The organism is Streptomyces sp. NPDC054866 (assembly GCF_053610745.1).
In genome coordinates, this window is record NZ_JBSGZA010000001.1 from 510104 (window position 1) to 530313 (window position 20210).

Annotated in this window: 18 protein-coding genes; 12 read left to right on the forward strand and 6 right to left on the reverse strand. The window is 68.3% G+C overall.

Annotation, left to right across the window (positions count from 1 at the left end):
• Positions 1-433: 433 nt before the first annotated feature.
• The 3 genes from ACWGI2_RS02095 to ACWGI2_RS02105 form a co-directional block, all read right to left on the reverse strand.
• Positions 434-1891, reverse strand: a complete 1458-nt coding sequence (locus tag ACWGI2_RS02095; protein ID WP_453394206.1) for a catalase — start codon at positions 1889-1891, stop codon at positions 434-436.
• A gap of 229 nt (positions 1892-2120) precedes the next feature.
• A complete protein-coding gene (locus ACWGI2_RS02100; RefSeq protein ID WP_453394207.1) occupies positions 2121-3011 on the reverse strand; it encodes a 2-hydroxy-3-oxopropionate reductase in 891 nt (296 codons plus the stop codon).
• Positions 3012-3082: 71 nt separating this feature from the next.
• On the reverse strand, positions 3083-3910 hold the full coding sequence (locus ACWGI2_RS02105; RefSeq protein WP_453693158.1) for a TIM barrel protein: 828 nt from the start codon (positions 3908-3910) through the stop codon (positions 3083-3085).
• Between the two features lie 125 nt (positions 3911-4035).
• Between ACWGI2_RS02105 and ACWGI2_RS02110 the strand changes: the two genes are divergently transcribed.
• The 10 genes from ACWGI2_RS02110 to ACWGI2_RS02155 all read left to right on the forward strand — a co-directional run bounded on the left by ACWGI2_RS02110 (position 4036) and on the right by ACWGI2_RS02155 (position 14189).
• Positions 4036-4296, forward strand: coding sequence for a hypothetical protein (locus tag ACWGI2_RS02110; protein WP_249586930.1), 261 nt, complete (start codon positions 4036-4038; stop codon positions 4294-4296).
• Positions 4293-4661 (forward strand): helix-turn-helix domain-containing protein, encoded by a 369-nt coding sequence (locus ACWGI2_RS02115; protein WP_453394209.1) that lies wholly within the window; start codon positions 4293-4295, stop codon positions 4659-4661. The genes ACWGI2_RS02110 and ACWGI2_RS02115 overlap by 4 nt, the downstream gene beginning before the upstream one ends.
• Positions 4662-4817: 156 nt before the next feature.
• Positions 4818-5330, forward strand: coding sequence for a 2-oxo-4-hydroxy-4-carboxy-5-ureidoimidazoline decarboxylase (gene uraD, locus ACWGI2_RS02120; protein ID WP_453693160.1), 513 nt, complete (start codon positions 4818-4820; stop codon positions 5328-5330).
• Positions 5330-5719 carry a hydroxyisourate hydrolase gene (gene uraH / locus ACWGI2_RS02125; RefSeq protein WP_453394211.1) on the forward strand — a complete coding sequence of 130 codons (390 nt, stop codon included), beginning with the start codon at positions 5330-5332 and terminating at the stop codon, positions 5717-5719. The genes uraD and uraH overlap by 1 nt, the downstream gene beginning before the upstream one ends.
• Before the next feature lie 5 nt (positions 5720-5724).
• A complete protein-coding gene (gene pucL, locus ACWGI2_RS02130; protein ID WP_160507957.1) occupies positions 5725-6648 on the forward strand; it encodes a factor-independent urate hydroxylase in 924 nt (307 codons plus the stop codon).
• Between the two features lie 67 nt (positions 6649-6715).
• Positions 6716-8137, forward strand: a complete 1422-nt coding sequence (locus ACWGI2_RS02135) for a nucleobase:cation symporter-2 family protein (RefSeq protein ID WP_453693162.1) — start codon at positions 6716-6718, stop codon at positions 8135-8137.
• A 48-nt stretch (positions 8138-8185) separates the two neighbouring features.
• Entirely contained in the window at positions 8186-9574 is a 1389-nt protein-coding gene (locus ACWGI2_RS02140; protein ID WP_453693164.1) for an 8-oxoguanine deaminase, read from the forward strand.
• Between the two features lie 395 nt (positions 9575-9969).
• Positions 9970-11328, forward strand: coding sequence for a nucleobase:cation symporter-2 family protein (locus ACWGI2_RS02145; protein WP_453693166.1), 1359 nt, complete (start codon positions 9970-9972; stop codon positions 11326-11328).
• Positions 11329-11465: 137 nt separating this feature from the next.
• Positions 11466-12875 carry a nucleobase:cation symporter-2 family protein gene (locus tag ACWGI2_RS02150; protein ID WP_453693168.1) on the forward strand — a complete coding sequence of 470 codons (1410 nt, stop codon included), beginning with the start codon at positions 11466-11468 and terminating at the stop codon, positions 12873-12875.
• A gap of 117 nt (positions 12876-12992) precedes the next feature.
• Positions 12993-14189: an MFS transporter gene (locus ACWGI2_RS02155; protein WP_453693170.1), complete on the forward strand. Its 1197-nt coding sequence runs from the start codon at positions 12993-12995 to the stop codon at positions 14187-14189.
• A gap of 313 nt (positions 14190-14502) precedes the next feature.
• On the opposite strand, the gene ACWGI2_RS02160 is transcribed toward ACWGI2_RS02155, so the two are convergent.
• The 3 genes from ACWGI2_RS02160 to ACWGI2_RS02170 form a co-directional block, all read right to left on the reverse strand.
• Positions 14503-15147 (reverse strand): LysE family translocator, encoded by a 645-nt coding sequence (locus ACWGI2_RS02160; RefSeq protein WP_453693172.1) that lies wholly within the window; start codon positions 15145-15147, stop codon positions 14503-14505.
• A 112-nt stretch (positions 15148-15259) separates the two neighbouring features.
• Entirely contained in the window at positions 15260-16099 is an 840-nt protein-coding gene (locus ACWGI2_RS02165; protein ID WP_453693174.1) for a chitosanase, read from the reverse strand.
• A 189-nt stretch (positions 16100-16288) separates the two neighbouring features.
• Positions 16289-18472, reverse strand: coding sequence for an alpha-N-acetylglucosaminidase (locus tag ACWGI2_RS02170; protein ID WP_453693176.1), 2184 nt, complete (start codon positions 18470-18472; stop codon positions 16289-16291).
• A gap of 238 nt (positions 18473-18710) precedes the next feature.
• Between ACWGI2_RS02170 and ACWGI2_RS02175 the strand changes: the two genes are divergently transcribed.
• Both ACWGI2_RS02175 and ACWGI2_RS02180 read left to right on the forward strand, forming a co-directional pair.
• Positions 18711-19145 carry a cupin domain-containing protein gene (locus ACWGI2_RS02175; RefSeq protein ID WP_453693178.1) on the forward strand — a complete coding sequence of 145 codons (435 nt, stop codon included), beginning with the start codon at positions 18711-18713 and terminating at the stop codon, positions 19143-19145.
• Positions 19142-20206 (forward strand): methyltransferase domain-containing protein, encoded by a 1065-nt coding sequence (locus ACWGI2_RS02180; protein WP_453693180.1) that lies wholly within the window; start codon positions 19142-19144, stop codon positions 20204-20206. The genes ACWGI2_RS02175 and ACWGI2_RS02180 overlap by 4 nt, the downstream gene beginning before the upstream one ends.
• Positions 20207-20210 lie beyond the last annotated feature (4 nt).

Consider the following 20210-nt stretch of genomic DNA (forward strand, 5'->3'; position numbering starts at 1 on the left):
CCATTCACCCGCAGAAGTAAGCGGACCCAGAGACCGCCAAAGCCCGCGCACGCGAAAGAGCGCCGAGTACGGGACCGTCCGTACTCGGCGCTCTGGCTTCGGTGGGAGGAATTTGTAGCCGTCCGACCGCGCGCGACTGGCGGAACATGCATACGCGCTGCCGGACGGAGTCATGTGGGTCCAAGGCCCAGGGGCCCGAGAACGGCTGGGACCGCGGCGGCTGCGAATGGACCGGCGGGGTTCCCTTCCCTCAGGTCGAGAAGGGAGCCGCCTGACCTTTACCACCGCACTGGCTCGCAGAGCCGCCGCGGTCCTCGTCCGGCCCGGTTCACCACGGGACCACCCCTCATCCGGGTCCGTGATGGTGCGGGCGCAGCACCGGGAAACTGACCTCCCGTCAATTCCCCGGCGCAGTCTGGGAGTTCTGCCGGTTCTAGTCCTCGCGCAGGGCGCGGACCGCCTCCTCCACGCGCTTGCCGTACTCGGGGTCGGCAGCGTGGAAGTGGGCCAGGTTCTTCTCGATGACGTCGTCACGGGTGACCTGCGAGAGGCCACCGGCGATGTTCGCCACCAGGCGTGCCTGCTCCTCGGCCGACATCAGGCGGTAGAGCTCACCCGCCTGGAAGAAGTGGTCGTCCTTGGTGTGCAGCGGGGCCTCGTGCGTGCCCGTGTGGCCGTTGACAGCCAGCGGGGCGGAGAGCGCCTGGCCGGTCTCGGCGGGACCGTCGTACGAGTTGGGCTCGTAGTTCTTGCGGTCACGGCCGTAGGCGTTGGACGCCATCAGACCGTCACGGCCGTAGTTGTCGGCCGTGGTCGCCTTCGGCGCGTTCACCGCGAGCTGCGTGTGGTTGACGCCAAGGCGGTAGCGGTGCGCGTCCGCGTAGGCGAACAGGCGGCCCTGGAGCATCTTGTCGGGGGAGGGGCCGATGCCCGGAACGAAGTTGTTCGGGGAGAACGCGGCCTGCTCGACCTCGGCGAAGACGTTGTCGGGGTTGCGGTCCAGGACCAGGCGGCCCACGCGCTGCAGCGGGTAGTCGCTGTGCGGCCACACCTTCGTCAGGTCGAAGGGGTTGAAGCGGTAGTCGGCCGCCTCCGCCGCCGGCATGATCTGCACGTGCAGCGTCCAGGACGGGTTCACGCCGCGCTCGATGGCCTGGAGGAGGTCCGTCTGGTGCGAGTTGGCGTCCTTGCCCGCGAGCTCGGCGGCCTGCTCCGACGAAAGGCTGCGTACGCCCTGGTTCGTCTTGAAGTGGTACTTCACGAAGAAGGCCTCGCCCGCCGCGTTCGTCCACTGGTAGGTGTGCGAGCCGTAGCCGTTCATGTGGCGGTACGACGCGGGGATGCCGCGGTCACCCATCAGCCACGTCACCTGGTGCGTCGCCTCGGGGGCGTGCGCCCAGAAGTCCCAGACGTTGTCCGGCTCCTGCTTGCCCGTGAAGGGGTCGCGCTTCTGGGAGTGGATGAAGTCGGGGAACTTGATCGGGTCCTTGATGAAGAACACCGGGGTGTTGTTGCCGACGAGGTCGTAGTTCCCCTCCTCGGTGTAGAACTTCAGCGCGAAGCCGCGCGGGTCACGGACCGCGTCCGCGCCGCCGAGGCTGTCCGCCACCGTGGAGAAGCGCAGGAACGTCTCGGTGCGCTTGCCGACGGTGTTCAGGAAGTCGGCCGAGGTGTACGCGGTGACGTCGTCGGTCACCTCGAAGTAGCCGTAGGCACCGGAACCCCGCGCGTGCACCACACGCTCCGGGATGCGCTCGCGGTTGAAGCGGGCGAGCTTCTCGAGGAGGTGCTGGTCCTGGAGGAGGATCGGGCCACCGACGCCGGCGGTGGCTGAGTTCTGGTTGTCGGCGACGGGGGCGCCGGACTCGGTCGTGAGCACACGCTTCGACATGGTGGCGGGGTTGACCTTCCGTACGGACTGCTGAAACTGCTGAAGTGACGTGAGCGTAAGTACGCCTGAACAGCTACGTCAACAGTTTGTTGAAGTTTTGGGTGGAGCTTGTTCGTGGTTCTCGATGGAGCTTGAGTTCCGGACCGCGGCGACGCCTGGGCGCGACAGGACAGGTGTCAGCGCCGCCGCGGCCCGGAAGTTGAGGGAGCTCTCGCAGCCTTCCGGCTGCTTAGAGCTCGGCGCCCGAGAGGCGCTCCACGCCGCGAAGCAGCGCGGAGTGGTCGAGGCCGCCGTCACCCTGCGTGCGCAGCGAGGCGACGAGCTGGGCGACCACGGCGCCGACCGGGAGCGAGGCACCGACATTGCGGGCGGCGTCGGTGACGATGCCCATGTCCTTGTGGTGCAGGTCGATCCGGAAGCCGGGCTTGAAGTCGCGCTTGAGGAAGTTGTCCTTCTTGCGGGTCAGGACGGTCGAGCCCGCGAGCCCCCCGTTCAGGACGTCGAGGGCGGCGGTCAGGTCCACCCCGGACTTCTCCAGGAAGACGACGGCCTCGGCGCACGCCTGGATGTTCACGGCGACGATGAGCTGGTTGGCGGCCTTCACGGTCTGACCCGAGCCGTGCGGACCGCACAGCACGATGGTCTTGCCGAGGGCGTCCAGGATCGGCTTGGCCTCGTCGAAGTCGGCCTGCTCGCCGCCGACCATGATGGAGAGCACGGCCTCGATCGCGCCGGCCTCGCCACCGGAGACGGGGGCGTCCAGGACGCGGATGCCCTTGTCCTTGGCGGCCTTGGCCAGGTCCACGGAGGTCTGCGGGGTGATCGACGACATGTCGACGATCAGCGCGCCCGACTTCGCGTTCTCCAGGATGCCGTTCTCGCCGTACGCGATGGCCTCGACCTGCGGAGAGGCGGGCACCATCGTGATCACGACATCGGCGTCCTTGACGGCCTCGGCGATCGACTTGGCGACGGTGCCGCCGGCGGCCGCGAGGCGGTCCAGCTTGTCCTGCTCAAGGGTGAAGCCGGTGACGGAGTAACCAGCCTTGATCAGGTTCTCGGACATGGGGGACCCCATGATGCCGAGTCCGATCCACGCGATCTTGGGAAGGTTGCTCATGGTGGAGCCTTTCTGCTTACTGCGGGGCAATCGGGTGGGTGGGCGGGAAAGATCCGCCGCGAAGCGGCGGCCTAGTTCCCAGTCGGCAGCCAGCCGAAGGATTCAGAGCTAGGACGGTCGCCAGCCTTGTACTCCAGCCCGACGTATCCCTCGTATCCCGCCTTCTGGAGCTGATCCAGCAGCTCCTCCAGCGGGAGCGACCCCGTGCCCGGGGCCCCCCGGCCAGGATTGTCGGCGATCTGCACGTGCGCGGTCTGAGCGACGTACTGATCGATGACGGCAGGCAGGTCCTCACCGTTCATGGACAGGTGGTACAGGTCCATGAGGAACTTCGCGTTGCCGAGCCCGGTGGCGGCGTTCACCTTGTCCACCACGGCGATTGCCGCGTCCGCGCTGACGATCGGGCAGCGCGGCGACTCGGGCTTGTTCAGGGCCTCGATCAGCAGCACCGCACCCACGCGGTCGGCCTCACGAGCCGCCAACACCAGGTTCTCCAGGGCGAGTTCGTCCTGGACGGCGGGGTCCACGCCCTCCACCCGGTTGCCGTACAGCGCGTTGAGCGCCTTGCAGCCGAGGGACTGGGCGAAGTCCGCCGCGACCGAGAGGTTCGCGCGGAACTTCTCGCTCTCCTCGCCCGGAATCGACAGGGCGCCGCGGTCCGGGCCCGGCAGCTGCCCGGCGTAGAAGTTCAGGCCCACCAGCTGTACGCCGGCGTCCGTGATCGCGGCCCGAAGGGCGTCGAGCTCGGACTGCTCGGGGGTGGGGGCGTCGACCCAGGGCCACCACAGCTCGACCGCCGTGAAGCCCGCCGCGGCGGCGGCCGCGGGGCGCTCCAGGAGCGGGAGTTCCGTGAAGAGGATCGACAGGTTCACATTGAAGCGCTGGTCGGAGTATCCCATGGGGCTTCCGCGCTCCTTCCGTATTGCGGAAGTTAATTTCTGTCTGATGGAAGATTGCCGTCGAGGATCCGCCCTTGTCAAGAGGGGGCTGCCGGAAAATCACGACGCGGCAGTAGGTTGAGCGCGTGCGATTGAGAGTGGAGTTCACGACCGAACCCTTCGACCTGGACGAGGCCCCTGCCCATGCGGTGGTGGCCCGTGACGTCATCCAGGGGGCCGAGCTCGACGCCGTGGACGTCGGCCCCTTCGGCAACACCGCGGAAGGCGGCGCCGACGAGGTCCTGACCGCCGTCGACGCGCTGCTGCGCAAGGCCCTGGAGGCGGGCGCCACGCGCGTCTCGCTCCAGGTGAACGTGCTCGGAGAGTCGGGGGAGGCCATCGAATGACCGGTGCCAGAGACGACCACGGTCCCTTCGTGGCCGCCGTCAAGCCGCTCGTGGACGCCATGGGCGGCGAAATAGTGCCCCCCGACGAGGCGGGCACGGACGACGTCGTTCTCTCCTGGCAGGGCGAGGACGTGGTCGCCGTACGCCTTCCGCAGCTCGCGGACTCCCTGGACCACATCCTGCTCGCCCTGGAGCGCAAGCGCGGGGTGCCCCTGTCGGAGCTCGACCGCAAGGCCAAGCAGGAGGTCGTACGGATACTCGAGGCGCGAGGCGCCTTCGCCGTGCGGCACGGGGTGGAGACGGTCGCCGGCGCGCTCGGCGTATCGCGCTTCACCGTCTACAACTACCTCAACCGCTCCACCTGAGCCCCAGGTCAGAGGGGTCCAGAAGGCCGTCGTCCGTTAACCGGGCGGCGGCCTTTGTTACCCGAAGTTTTCAACAAAGTGTTGACGTGGTGTTTCGGCTGGCGTTAGCTATCCGCAGCCCGTCCAGCACAAGGCCGTATGGCCACGGAGGCACCCGTGACTTCGAGCTCGACGCCGGGCCTTGCCCGGTTCAACGCCTTGCCGGAGAGTGCGGCCACCGCCGCCCTCCACGAGGCCTGCGCCTCATCGGCCTGGGGAAGCAAACTGCTCTCCCAGCGCCCTTTCCCCACCGTCGAAGCCCTCTTCGCCGCCAGCGACGCCGCCATGGCCGAGCTGACCGCCGAGGATCTGGCCGAGGCGATGGCCGGGCACCCGCCGATCGGCCGCCCGAAGCCCGGGGACCCCACGTCGTCGCGTGAACAGCGCGGCATGGCGGGGGCCTCCGAGGAGCTCAAGGCCGAGATGCTCGAACTGAACCTGGCCTACCAGGACCGGTTCGGACATGTCTTTCTGATCTGCGCCACCGGGGCCACCGGTGAGCAGATGCGCGACGCGATGAAGGCACGGATCGGCAACACGGCCGAGGCGGAGCGCGAGATCGTGCGCACCGAACTCGGGAAGATCAACCGAATCCGTCTCACCCGTCTCGTAGAAGAGGACAAGGACTGATGAGCACTGACACCACCGCCTCGGTGTCCACGCACATCCTGGACACCAGCGTCGGACGCCCCGCCGAGGGCGTCGCCATCTCGCTCACCGCCCGCAGCGGCCGTGACGCGCAGTGGGTGGCGCTCGGTGGCTCCGCGACCGACGCGGACGGGCGCTGCAAGGACCTGCCGGCCCTGCCGGAGGGCACCACACACGTACGACTCGACTTCGAGGTCGAGGCGTACTTCGACAAGAAGCAAGCCGAGGCGCAGCAGGACGCCCCCCGCGTAAGGGACAGCGGTGCGTTCTTCCCGGAGGTGGCGATCACGTTCGCCGTCACGCCGGGCGAGCACTACCACGTACCGCTGCTGCTCAACCCGTTCGGCTACTCCGTTTACCGAGGGAGCTAGCAGACATGCCCACGATTCTCGGCCAGAACCAGTACGGCAAAGCAGAGAACCGCGTCGTCAAGATCACGCGGGACGGCGACACCCACCACATCAAGGACCTGAACGTCTCGGTCGCCCTCTCCGGCGACATGGACGACGTCCACTACTCCGGCTCGAACGCCAACGTCCTGCCGACCGACACCACCAAGAACACGGTGTTCGCGTTCGCCAAGGAGCACGGCATCGAGTCCGCCGAGCAGTTCGGCATCCACCTCGCCCGGCACTTCGTGACGTCGCAGGAGCCGATCCACCGCGCCCGGATCCGCATCGAGGAGTACTCCTGGGAGCGCATCGCGACCTCGGACAACAACTCCAAGTTCATCGGCTCGGACGAGGTCAACCACTCCTTCGCCCGCAAGGGCCAGGAGCTGCGCACCACGCAGATCACCTTCGACGGTGAGAACTGGGAGATCATCTCCGGGCTCAAGGACCTCACGGTCATGAACTCCACCAACTCGGAGTTCTGGGGCTACGTCAAGGACAAGTACACGACGCTGAAGGAGGCGTACGACCGCATCCTGTGCACCGACGTGTCGGCCGCCTGGCGTTACAACTGGACCAGCGACGCGGACCGGATGCCCAACTGGGAGAAGTCGTACGAGCAGGCCAAGAAGCACATCCTTCAGGCCTTCGCCGAGACGTACTCCCTCTCGCTGCAGCAGACCCTCTACCAAATGGGTTCGCGCGTCATCAACAGCCGGAGCGAGATCGACGAGATCCGCTTCTCGCTGCCGAACAACCACCACTTCCTGGTGGACCTCGAGCCCTTCGGGCTGAAGAACGACAACGAGGTCTACTTCGCGGCGGACCGCCCCTACGGCCTGATCGAGGCCACGGTTCTCAGGGACGGGGTCCAGCCGAAGATCCCGGTCGACATGACCAACCTCTGACGCGGGACGCGCGCCCCCGCCCGTCCGCAGCGGACGGGGGCGCGCCACACCGGAGGGAACAGCAGCAATGGCACAGCCTGCAAAAGGGTCGGCGAAAGGCCCGTGTCCCACCCCATCGGCGAAGACAGACATAGCTGACGGCGAGTCAACTGCCGCCTGTCACCCGGTGGATGAGAAGCTTCACCCCTCGCGGCTGGTCCCCGCCGCACTCCAGCACATCGCCGCCATGTACGCGGGCGTCGTCACTCCGCCGCTGATCATCGGCCAGGCCGTCGGCCTGGACACGGTCGCGCAGACGCGCCTCATCGCCGCGAGCCTGCTGATCGCCGGACTCGCCACGATCCTTCAGACGCTCGGCGTCAAGGGATTCGTAGGCAACCGGCTCCCCTTCGTGAACGCCGCCTCGTCCGCGGGCATCGCACCCATCCTCGCCATCGCCGAGAACAGCGCCACAGGACATCAACTCCCGGCCATCTACGGCGCGGTGATGGTCGCGGGCGTCTTCTGCCTCGCGGTCGGACCCTTCTTCGGGCGCCTCCTGCGTTTCTTCCCGCCGCTCGTCACCGGCGTCGTCATCACCCTCATCGGTGTGACACTGATGCCCGTGCCCGTCACCTGGGCGCAGGGCGGCGACAAGACCGCCGCCGACTTCGGCGCCATGAAGTACCTCGCGCTCGCCGCCTTCACGCTCGCCGTGATCCTGGTCTTCCAGCGGTTCGGACGCGGCTTCATCAAGCAAGTCGCCCTGCTGCTCGGCCTGTTCATCGGAACGCTCGCCGCGATCCCGTTCGGGATGGCCGACTTCAGCGCCATCAAGTCCGCGCCGGTCGCCGCGCTCCCCACGCCCTTCGCCTTCGGCGCCCCTGAGTTCCAGCCCGCCGCCATCCTCTCGCTCTGCATCGTGATGCTCGTCCTGATGACCGAGTCGTCGGCCGGCATGCTCGCCCTCGGCGAGATCTGCGAGCGCAAGAGCGACGGCAGGACCATCACCCGCGGCCTGCGCACCGACGGCATCGCGACCCTGGTGGGACCGGTCTTCGGCGGCTTCCCGACCTCGGCCTTCGCGCAGAACGTCGGCGTCGTCTCCCTGACACGTGTCCGCAGCCGCTACGTCGTGGCCGTCGCGGGCGGCGCCCTCATCGTGCTCGGCGCCTTCCCGATGCTCGGCGCGGTCGTCAGCCTCGTACCGATGCCGGTCCTCGGCGGCGCGGGCATCGTCCTCTTCGGCTCCATCGCCGTGAGCGGCATCCGTACGCTCTCCGAGGCGGGCCTCGACGACAGCTCCAACATCATCCTGGTGGCCGTCGCGCTCGGAGCGGGCATCATCCCGCTCGCCGCGCCCACCTTCTACGCCGAATTCCCGGCCTGGGCGCAGACCGTCCTCGGCTCCGGAATCAGTGCGGGAGCGCTGACCGCGGTCCTGCTCAACCTGTTCTTCAACCATCTCGGCACCCGCAGCCCCGCGGCCGCGGCACTCAAATCTTCCTAGGGTCATGCCGTGCCCACATCGCCACAACACAGAGAAGGAAGAAGCACCATGGCAGCACCGGCAGACCTTCAGCGCATCGTCATCGAGAACTGTGCGATCGCGACCGTCGACGCGAACGACACCGAGTACGCGTCGGGATACGTCGTCGTCGCGGGCAACAAGATCGAGTCCATCGGCGCGGGGAAGGCCCCCGAGGGCCTCCAGAACGTCGTACGCCGCGTGGACGGGACCGGTCACCTCGTGACCCCCGGCCTGGTCAACACCCACCACCACTTCTACCAGTGGATCACCCGCGGCCTCGCCACCGACCACAACCTCTTCAACTGGCTCGTCGCGCTCTACCCGACCTGGGCGCGCATCGACGAGCAGATGGTGAAGGCGGCGGCCCAGGGCTCGCTCGGCATGATGGCCCGCGGCGGTGTCACCACCGCGATGGACCACCACTACGTCTTCCCGAAGAACTCGGGTGATCTGTCCGGCGCCATCATCGGCGCCGCGAGCGACATGGGTGTGCGCTTCACCCTCGCCCGCGGCTCCATGGACCGCAGCGAGAAGGACGGCGGCCTGCCGCCGGACTTCGCCGTCGAGACCCTCGAAGGCGCGCTCGCCGCGACCGCCGAGACCGTCGACAAGCACCACGACGCCTCCTTCGACGCGATGACCCAGGTCGCTGTCGCCCCTTGCTCCCCGTTCTCGGTCTCGACCGAACTCATGAAGCAGGGCGCGGAGTTGGCGCGCGCCAAGGGTGTACGCCTGCACACCCACGGCAGCGAGACGGTCGAGGAGGAGAAGTTCTGCCACGAGCTCTTCGGCATGGGCCCGACCGACTACTTCGAGTCGACGGGCTGGCTCGGTGACGACGTGTGGATGGCGCACTGCGTCCACATGAACGACTCCGACATCGCCGCGTTCGCCCGCACCGGCACGGGTGTCGCGCACTGCCCGTCCTCCAACGCCCGCCTCGCGGCAGGCATCGCCCGCGTCCCCGACATGCTCAAGGCGGGCGTCCCGGTCGGCCTCGGCGTCGACGGCACCGCGTCCAACGAGTCCGGCGAACTCCACACCGAGCTGCGCAACGCGCTGCTCATCAACCGCCTCGGCGCGCACCGCGAAGCGGCTCTGAACGCACGTCAGGCCCTGCGTCTTGGCACCTTCGGTGGCGCCCAGGTCCTCGGCCGCTCCACGCAGATCGGGTCGCTCGAGCCGGGCAAGCTCGCCGACCTGGTCCTCTGGAAGATCGACGGCATCGGGCACTCCTCGATCGCCGACCCGGTGACCGCCATCGTCTTCGGCGCGGCGGCCCCGGTCACGCTCTCCCTCGTCAACGGCCGGCCGATCGTCGAGGACGGTCGCCTGTTGCACGTCGACGAGGACGCCATCGCCCGCTCAGCGCGGGAGGAGGCGCAGCGCCTCGCGCGGATCGCCGCCGAGGCCTGATCCCAAGAACTCCGGTCAGGGGGGACGGCCCCTGACCGGACTTGAGCAGCCGAGCGGGTTGCTCAAGTGCCGCCCCGGAACGTGGCCCAAAGCTTCACGTTCCCGGGGCGGTCAGTACTAAGTCAGTACTGAGTCAGTACTACCTGGGCGCACGACCCACAACTTCATACCGAGCAAGTCCTTGCACGACGCACCACCTCCCAGAAGCGATGTGCCGGCGGAGAGCCCGCCCGTACTGGAAAACAACCGGAGGAGCCACAGTGGCCACTCAGCCCAGGTTCACCAAGCAAGGCACCACCCCAGACCCAACCGAAGTCGACGGCGAAAGCGCCATACGTGGCGAAAGCGCCGCACAAGAGATACATCCCGTCGATCAGAAGCTCCCCCCGCTCAAGATGGCGACGACCGGCCTCCAGCACGTGGCGGCCATGTACGCGGGCGTCGTCGCCCCTCCGCTCATCGTGGGCGCGGCGATCGGGCTCTCGGCGAAGGAACTCACCTTCCTGACCGGAGCCTGTCTGTTCACCGCGGGCCTCGCCACCTTCCTCCAGACGCTCGGCATCTGGAAGATCGGCGCCCGCCTGCCCTTCGTCAACGGCGTCACCTTCGCCGGCGTCGCCCCCATGCTCGCGGTCGTCGACTCGACCAAGGACAAGGACGACGCGCTCCCCATCATCTTCGGGGCGGTGATCGTCGCCGGTGTCCTCGGCTTCATCGCGGCGCCGTTCTTCTCGAAGCTGGTCCGGTTCTTCCCGCCCGTGGTGACCGGCACGGTCATCACGCTCATCGGCATCTCGCTCATGCCCGTGGCCTTCGGCTGGGCGCAGGGACCCGTACCGGGCGCCGATGACTACGGCTCGATGAAGAACCTCGGCCTCGCGGGCATCACCCTCGTGATCGTCCTGCTTCTGCGCCGCTTCACCACCGGCTTCGTCAAGCAGATCGCCGTGCTCCTCGGCCTCATCGTCGGCACGCTCATCGCGATCCCGTTCGGCGTCACGGACTTCAGCCCGGTCGGTGACGCGGACATCGTCGGCTTCCCGACGCCGTTCCACTTCGGCGCACCGCAGTTCGCGGCGGCGGCGATCGTGTCCCTGTGCGTGGTCATGGTGGTCTCCATGACCGAGTCCACCGCCGACATGCTGGCGCTGGGCGAGATCGTGGAGCGTCCCGCCGACGAGAAGACCATCGCGGCCGGCCTGCGCGCCGACTGTCTGGGCTCGGCGGTGAGCCCGCTCTTCAACGGCTTCATGTGCAGCGCGTTCGCGCAGAACATCGGCCTCGTCGCGATGACGAAGATCCGCAGCCGGTACGTCGTCGCCGTGGGCGGCGGCTTCCTGGTCCTGATGGGCCTGTGCCCGATGGCCGCCTCGCTCATCGCCGTCGTACCGCGTCCGGTGCTCGGCGGCGCGGGTGTCGTCCTCTTCGGTTCGGTCGCGGCGAGCGGCATCCAGACGCTGGTCAAGGCGAACCTGGAGCGCGACAACAACGTCCTGATCGTGGCCGTCTCGCTGGCCGTCGGCCTCATCCCGATCGCGGCGCCGGAGTTCTACCACGCGTTCCCGGAGACCGCGAACATCATCCTCGACTCGGGCATCTCCACGGGCTGTGTCGCGGCGGTGCTGCTGAACCTGGTCTTCAACCACATCGGCAAGCGGGGCGAGGACGACGACGTGACCAATCCGATGGAGCCCGGGGGAGAAATCGCTGAACAGAGGGTGCACGAAGGGTCTTCCCCGGCGGGGGCCCACTGACGTAACGTGCGTGACGCCGCCCGCATCGCGGAAGTTACTTTCCAGTCGGAGTAGTGGTCGGCCCCGTCCCATGCGTCGTGAACTCCCATGGGACGGGACCGACTTCCGGCGTCACGCACACGGAAGAAGCGCCACCCATGAGTTCTCAGCACCGCCCTGCCGGGAAGGCTGCACCGATTTCTGAGGTGCACCCCGTCGACGAGATCCTGCCGCCGGGCCGGATGCTCGTCGCTAGCCTGCAGCACGTCGCCTCCATGTACGCGGGCGCGGTCTCCGTCCCGCTGGTCGTGGCCGTCGCCGCCAAGATGTCGCCGGGGGACACGGCCGTACTCATGGGCGGCAGCCTCCTGATGGCGGGCATCGCGACGCTGCTCCAGACGCTCGGCATAGGCAACTTCATCGGTTCGAAGCTGCCCTTCGTCAACGGCGTCTCGTTCGCGGGCGTCGGCGTGATGCTGACGATCATCACGACTCAGGGCGGCGTCGAGGCCGGGATGCCGGTCGTCTTCGGGGCGATCATCGTCTCAAGTGTGTTCGGATTCCTGGTCAGTTCGTACTTCTCGCGGCTTGTCCGCTTCTTCCCGCCGGTGGTGACGGGATCGGTCATCACTCTGATCGGCGTCTCGCTGATCCCCGTCGCGTACGACTGGATCGTGGACGACTCGCCGACGGGTACGCCGGAGCCGGGCAGTATCGGCCTGGCGGGCGCGACGGTCCTGGTCATGTTGCTGCTTCAGCGCTTCACGCGGGGCTTCCTCAAGCAGATCAGCATGCTCTTCGCGATGATTTTCGGAACGCTCCTTGCGATCCCGATGGGGCTCGCCGACTTCTCCAAGCTTGATGAGGCGGCGCTGGTAGGCGTCCCCGCTCCGTTGCACTTCGGAGCACCGGAGTTCAACATCCCGGCGATCATCTCGATGTGCGTGGTGATGCTGGTGATCTTGACCGAGTCGACCGCGGACATGATTGCCCTCGGCAAGATCGTCGACAAGGAGGTCGACGAGAAGACCATCGCCCGCGGCCTGCGCGCCGACGCGCTTGGTTCGGCCCTGAGCCCGCTGTTCAACGCCTTCCACGCGAGCGCGTTCGCGCAGAACATCGGCCTCGTCGTGATCTCCAAGGTGCGCAGCCGCTTCGTGGTGGCGCTGAGCGGTGCGTTCCTGGTCCTGATCGGCCTGAGCCCGGCCGCGGCGGCGCTGATCTCGGTGGTCCCCATGCCGGTCCTGGCCGCCGTCAGCCTCTTCCTCTTCGGGTCCATCGCGGTCAGCGGCATCCAGACGCTGCTCCAGGCGGACCTGCACCGGGGCGACAACGCCCTGATCGTGGTGGTAACCCTCGGCGCGGGCCTGGCCCCCGCGCTCTCGGACGGCTTCTACGACGCGTTCCCCGCTTGGGCGCAGATTGTCCTGGGGTCGGGAATCTCTACGGGGTGTTTGTTGGCGGTGGCGCTGAACCTGGTCTTCAACCACCTTGGTGGGGAAGCGAGTTCGGAGGGTTCGGGGAGTTCGGAGGGTTTGGCTGAGCCGGAGCCCGCGGTCACGCACTGAGGCGAACGGCAGGTCGGCGGGGGCGCCGCGCGGGAATCCGACGCCACCCCCGCCGCGGCACATTGACGTCGCATACGTGCCAGACCTGGCCCGTACGGCACTGCTGAACTCGGCAGCATGCCAGCACCCACCACGTCACCTCCGTTCACCGAGGCCTCCTCCGCCCGCCGTCGGCGGGGCGGCTGGCCGGCTGTCGTCGCCGTGACGACGGGGATCTTCGCCATCGTCACCACCGAGATCCTGCCGATCGGCCTGCTCAACCCCATCGGCGACACCTTCGGCATCTCGGACGGTACTGCCGGCCTGATGATGACCCTGCCGGGCATCCTCGCCGCCGTCGCCGCGCCGACCGTGACGGTTTCGACCGGACGCGTCGACCGGCGCCTCATGCTCTGCGGCCTGATGATGTTGCTGGCTCTCGCGAACTTCCTCGCCGCGCTCGCGCCCGGCTACTGGCTGATGATGGTCTCCCGGGTCCTCGTCGGAGTCGTCATCGGCGGCTTCTGGTCCATCGGCGCGAGCCTCGCCTCCCGCCTCGTCCCCGAGGTGCAGGCCGGGCGGGCGACCGCCGTGATCTTCTCCGCCGTCCCGCTCGGCTCCGTGCTCGGTGTGCCGGCCGGTACGTTGCTCGGTCAACTCGTGGGCTGGCGTGTTGTGTTCGTGGCCATGGGTGGTTTGACGCTGGCAGTTCTCGCCGCGCTTCTGGTGTCCGTGCCGGCCCTGCCTCCGCAGAACGTCACCCGCCTCGCCGTGCTGCGCGAGCTGCTCGGCGCGGGCCGCGTCCGCGCCGCCCTTGCCGTCACCTTCCTCGTCGTGACGGCTCACTTCGGCACGTACACGTACGTCACTCCGTTCCTGGCGGAGGTGACGGGTGTGGGCGCGGGGGCGATCACCGCTTTCCTGCTGGCGTACGGGGCTGCCGGCATCGTCGGCAACTTCCTCGCGGGCCCGTGGGTGAGGCGTGCGCCGCGCGGCACCTTCGCCACGGCCGCCGGGCTGATCGGTGCGGTGACGTTGCTGCTGCCCGTCCTCGGCACGGGGAAGGCGTGTGCGCTTGTGCTGCTGGTGGTGTGGGGCGTCGCGTACGGGGCGGTGCCCGTCTGCTCGCAGACGTGGTTCGTGACCGCGGCGCCGCATGCGCCGGAGGCGGCGTCCGTGCTGTTCACGTCGTCGTTCCAGGCGACGTTCTCGTTCGGCGCGCTGGCGGGCGGGGTGGTCGTGGACACGGCGTCAACCACGGCGGTCATGGCTGTCGGCGGGGGCGTTGCGGTGCTGGCGGCGTTGATGGTTGCCGGGGCCGCCCGGTTGGTCTGAGGGTGGCGGTGGAGGGGCGGGAGTAAAGGGCGCTCCGCTGCGCTACGCGTCGGCTGCGCCGATTCCGCTCCGCTCCACCCTTGACTCCCGCCCCTCCACCGCGCGTGAACCCGAGGCCGGGCGGCCAGGGGTGGGGCTCTCGGGGTCCGCTGCTCGGGTCATCCGGTTTCGATGCCGGGTGCGGACTGGTTCTTCTGGTGCGGGGCGGGAGGGGAGGAGTGCAGGAGTGCAGGAAAGTCCCAGTGGAGGCCCATTTTGTGGCTGCGGGAGTGGGATTTCTCTGCGGGAGGCGAGGGAGTGGGGAGGGGCGCCCTTATGTTGCCGTTGCCGGGGAGCGGTCCGTTGCGAGTTTGATTGCTAGTCCGCCCAGCACCGTTCCCATCACGTACCGCTGGGCTCGGAGCCATGTCGGGCGGCGGGTCAGGAATACCGCGATGGTTCCTGCCGCCACGATGATCGCCAGGTTCACGGCCAGGCTGATGGAGATCTGGATGCCGCCGAGTACGAAGCCCTGGAGGAGGGTGTGGCCGGCTGTCGGGTCGATGAACTGGGGTATCAGCGAGACGTACATGATGGCGACCTTTGGGTTCAGGAGGTTCGTCAGGACTCCCATGGTGAACAGGCGTCGGGGCGAGTCGGGGGTCAGCTCCTGGTGGGCGAAGACCGATACGCCGCCCGGCTTGAGCGCCTTCCAGGCCAGCCATGCCAAGTAGGCCGCGCCCGCGAGCTTCACGGCCATGTACAGCTGGGGGACTGCGAGGAAGACCAGGGAGAGGCCGAGGTTGGCTGCCGTCAGGTAGATGATGAACCCGACGGCGACCCCGGCCAGGGAGATCGCTCCGGCCCGCCTGCCCTGGGTGATGCTCCGCGAGACCAGGTACATCATGTTGGGGCCCGGCGTGAGCACCATGCCCAGGGACACCACTGCGACGCCGAGTATCGCGTTCATTCCGATCATTCGACAAGGATCGGGTGGCCTTGCCGTTCAGCACCAGCGAAAGCTGCTTCACTCAACTCGTAAGCGCTGCTACATCGGCGCGGGGTGGTGGTGTCCCGCGCCGATGTGGGCGTCAGCCTATGCGGTACGGGTCCCCGTAGACCTTCCACTCCAGCGGCGGGTTCAGGTTCAGGTTGCGCTTGTTCAGGAAGACTCGCTGGGCCGTGTCGACGCGGCTGGTGTCCTCGTGTGCCTCCTCCTGCTTCATCGCCCAGACGCGCGCGTCGAGGAAGGCGTGGAGGTATGTCACCTCGTCGCCGCCCTGGGCCGGCGGCTTGGCCGAACGCAGGGCGCGCTTGCGGATGTTGCGGAAGCTGGTGTTGTCGCTGCCGTCGCCGTGCATGACGATCGCGTCGTAGTACGCGAACTGCCCGAGTACGCCGATGCCGTCCGCCTTGCCCTGCTTGACGGCCGGGTTGAAGTAGACGCGGTCACGCTCGTCGTTCTGCGCCTTCTGGAACTCGGGGTCCTCGGCGGCCTTCTCCCAGTCGCGCTTGTAGTGGGGGTCGAGGCCCTCGTGGGAGTCGGTGCCGTCCACCTCGCGCAGCGCGGGCAGATACTTGGCGAGGATGTTGTTCGGCTTGCGGCGCGTGTAGAGCTCGACCAGGTCGAGCATGTCACCGGTGCCCGAGCAGAAGCCGATGATGCCGGCGGTGTAGCCGCGGCCGTCGCCGATGTCCTCGCAGTAGCGGTAGTACTCCTTCCAGTTGAGGTCGGAGTTCTCGGCGCTGCACACGATCTTCATGGCGATCTCCTTCTTCGCCGGATCGTCGAGTCCGCCCGCCATGGGGGCGGGGGCCGCGCCTGCCGACTGGGAAGCGATCACGGGGCCCGCGACGAGCGATGCGCCGATGAAGGTGAGCAGGGTGCGGCGTGAGGTGAGGGTGCGCGGGCGTGTGTGGGGGGTCTGCACGAGGGCCTCCAAGGGTGGGGAATCCAGGGGGAGTTCGTCGTTCAGCGTTCTGTTAGGAAGGTTTCCTACCAGAGATTGCGGGTGACGTATACCCGGCGCCCTGTTGCGTGCAGCGGAACTTCAACATCAATGGGGCTCGGCCGTGCCACCGATTTCCGTCCGGGGCACGGCCGTTGGGGCGATGGCTTCTCAGCGGATGGCGGTCAGTCGGCTGTGTACTTGCCTTGCGGTCTCGTACGTGTCGCCGGTCGGTCGGGTCGCGAGCGGTCCCGGGTTGCGAATCCAGCCGTCCTCGATCGTGAACCAGTCGATGGCCTTTGGTTTCCGGTCTTGGTCGAGTGCTGTCCGCAGCTCCTTGAAGTACGTTTCCCAGCGCAGCCGGTAGAGCCCGCCGACGAGGCCGGCCCACTCCCGGTTGGCGTAGTCGCGCAGTCCCGCGTCCGCGCCGGCCCGCGTGCCCCACACGGTGAGCAGCGACAGCTGGTCGTACGCGAGATGCTCCCGCTCCGTCGCGTCGGCGCCCCATGAGCGGGCGTCGGCGACCCAACGGCCCAGTAGGTGGCGGGAGTCGGTGGCCGCGAGCTTGTCGAGCAGGTCCATGAGGCCGAGCCAGGTCCGGGTCAGCCGGTCGAAGAGGGCGTTGTCCCGGTCGTCGTACGCCTTCTTGATCTGGGGGAGCAGTGCCCGGCTGCGGTTGGAGAGTGTCTGGCGGGCCACGTCCAGTAGGTCGCGGCGGTAGGCGGATGAGCGTCTCAACGAGGCTTTTACGGAGAGGAGTTCAGTTAGTGCTGGCTCGAAGTCTGCTGGCTCGTACCGCATTGCCTCCGGTGACCAGGCCGCCGCCGACTTCGCCGCAAGGTCCGGGCGCGCGCCGAAGAGGCCGTCCGCACCCTCGGACCACTCGTCCGCTCGGGTCGTGCCGTACGCGGTGCGGCGCAGGACGTCCCAGGCTTCGGCCGCGTGCGGGTCGGCGGCGCCGTAGCGGGACGCGGACCAGTCGGCGAACCAGGCGGTGAGGTTCAAGTCGCCCGTCCGCCAGGCCAGTTCGGAGAAGAGCTCGAAGGCGGCGGGGTTGTTGTCGGCCGCCTCCGGCATCAGGGCGACGCCGCGCTGCTTGCTGCCTTCCTTGGTGCGCCACTTCTCGTAGAGCGCTGCCCAGTCGGGGGTGTTGGCGCCGAGAGTCGTGTGTCCGCCGAAGTTCCAGATCGAGCCGAAGGTGTAGGGGGTGTCGTTCCAGTCGGACTCGCGGTCGGTGATCTTTGGGAAGCGGTCCGAGAGGCCGTCGACCACGAGCATCTTCGACTTGTCGACGGCGTCGACGATGGCCTTGGGAGGGTTGCTCTGCCAGCCGAGGATCACCCAGGTGGCGCCGGGGTGTGCGGACCGGAGGGCCTTTTCGACGGCCTTCGCCGCGTCAGGGACCGGGACGTCGCCCGGCTTTCCGCCCTCGTGGAGGAGGTCCATCTTGTACATCGTCGACGCCCCGAACAGCTCGTCCTGGGCGCGGTAGAAGGCGGCGGCCACCCGCTCGAAGTGCTCGGTGCGCGGGTCGAGCCAGTCGGGCCGCGCGAAGCCGACCCAGTCGCCCTGCGGCACGGTCTTCGCGCCGGGATTCTTCGCGGCGAATCCGGGCGGGACCGTTCCGAAGTAGCCGGGGAGGACCGGGGTCATGCCGAGCTCGCGCAGTCGGTTCGTGATCCGGCGCCCCAACGCGGCTCGTGCGTCCAGGAGTTGGCGTGAGACGGGATGCGGGAAGGAGGACATGTTCTGGAGCAGCCACCACGGCTGGTGGGCCGGGGACGGGATCCACTCGCGCATCACCTTGTCGGAGTAGCCGAACTCCTGGAACACGCGGTGATAGAGGGCGTCGGCGCCGACGTACACGAGCACTTCGTTGTAGCCGTGCAGCGCGAGCACGTCGATCTCGCGCTCCCAGTACGACCAGTCGTGGTACGCCCCTGTGTAGCCGTCGTTCGTGTCGTTGAGGACGAAGCGGTGCGGGGCGTTGGCGCTTCCGGTCACCGGTTCGTCGAGCCCGGGGAGCCGGTCGGGCAGGTCCAGCTGACTGCCCGCCCAGGTGATGTTCGCGTGGGCGGTGTGCTTCAAGTAGTGCCGCAGGCCGGTGAGTTGGACGGCCGGATTCGGCCCGGCTATCTCTATCCGCCCGCGCCGCCCGGATATCCGGAAGGCGTCGGCGGGACCCGCGGTCGTGAACGTCAGCTGCTTCCAGTGTCCGGGCAGCAGCCGCCGGGCGGCCTTGACCGCGGGTGACTCGGAGGTCGGGGCGCCGTCGGCGGACGAGCCGGAACAGGCGACGGCGGCGCCGGTCGTCCCGGCGAGGGCGGAGAGGAACGTGCGGCGGGCTAGGGGCATGACGTAGGGATACCCGCATTCACCGGGACTTTGTCCCGCCCCGTGGGCCGACGTCCCCGGCGACTCCGGTTCCAAGTCCCGGCGTCGGCGGCGGTCCATGCCCATAGATGCGCTCCGTACCGCTGACTTACGTTCGATTTGCGGCGCCGCACAAAAGAGCGCCTGCCCCAGTCGGGAAGCCAGTCGGGAAACCAGACGGGGAAACCATTCGGGATTCTCATTCGGAGAAAGGCAGCACATGAAGCGCGTGCACAGGACCGCGGTCAAGGCCGAAATAGTCCGCGAACCCGGAGCGAAGGAGACCACTCACCGGAAACTCATCGACACACCGGACGGCGCCGACCGCTTCGTCCTCACCGAATTCGAGGTCTCGCCGAACGGCTCCACACCGCCGCATTACCACGAGTGGGAGCACGAGATCTATGTGCTCGAAGGCTCGATGGGGCTCGTCATGCCCGGGCTCGGCAAGACCGAGAAAGTCGGCCCCGGCGACGCCATCTTCATCCCCCGGGGCGAACCCCACGGCTTCGTCACAGGACCGGACCAGACCTGCCGGTTCCTCGTCGTCGCGCCCTGCGAACGGCCCCCGGTACGGAACGTGTTCCTCTCCGAAGACCCGTACGAGTACACGCGGAACCCCGAGTACGTGAGCCTTCTGGAGGGCGGCAAGTGAGTGCCCCGACGGCCGCTGCCCACAGCCGCGCCCTCGCGCCGTACGAGGACGCGCCGGACCCCGGCCCGCTCCTCGCCCTGAACTTCGGCTTCGCCCGCGCCAGAGTGCTCGGCACGGCCCTGGACCTGGGCGTGTTCACCGGCCTCGCCCGGGGCCCGCGCGGCACGCCGGGCCTCGCCGCCGAGCTGGGCTGCGACCCCGCCGCGCTGCGCGCCCTGCTCGCCGCCCTGGAGGAGCTCGGCCTGGTCGCGGGCGGTGCCGAGGAGAGCTGGACTCTCACCGACGCCTCCCGTGCCCATCTGGTCGACGGCACCCGCGGCTACCTCGGCGACCACTTCGCCGACGTACTCGCGGAATGGGACCAGTGGAGCGGCCTCACCGAACTGGTGCGGGCCGGCGGCCACGGCGGCGGTGAGCTGGGCGCGCCCGAGAACCGGGGGCTCTACCCGGGGATGTTCGCCGGGATCTTCCCGGTGGGCGTGCGCACCGCCTTCCGCGTGGTGCGCGAGCTCGCCCCGCGGGACACGGGCCGCGTCCTGGACTTCGCCTCGGGCGCGGGGGAGTGGGGCATCGCCCTGGCCGCCGCCGACCCGGAGGCACGGGTGGTGGCCCACGACTCCCGGGAGCTGCTCACCGCCGCGCGCGAGCGGGCGGCGGAGTTCGGCGTGGCGGAGCGGTTCCGCTTCGTCCCCGCCGACTTCACCAGGGACTACGCCGACGACTTCCCCAAGGCGCCCTTCCCCGAGGGGTGTTTCGACACCGTCGTGCTCGCCCACCTGAGTCGCTTCGCCGGCCCGGACGCCACCGAACGCCTCGTCCAGGAGTGCGCACGGCTGCTGCGGCCCGGCGGCACCCTGCTGATCGTCGACGTCATGCGCCAGGAGCCGGGGCGGCCCGCCCTGCACCGCCCGATGATCGCGCTCAGCCTCCTGGTGAACACCGAGGCGGGCGGGGTCCAGGAGGAATCCGCGTACCGCGCGGTCATGGAGAAATACGGGGTGACGGCAAAGGAGTCCGTCACACCCGGTCTCATCACCGTCCTGACAGGAGAAAGGCGTTAGTGGT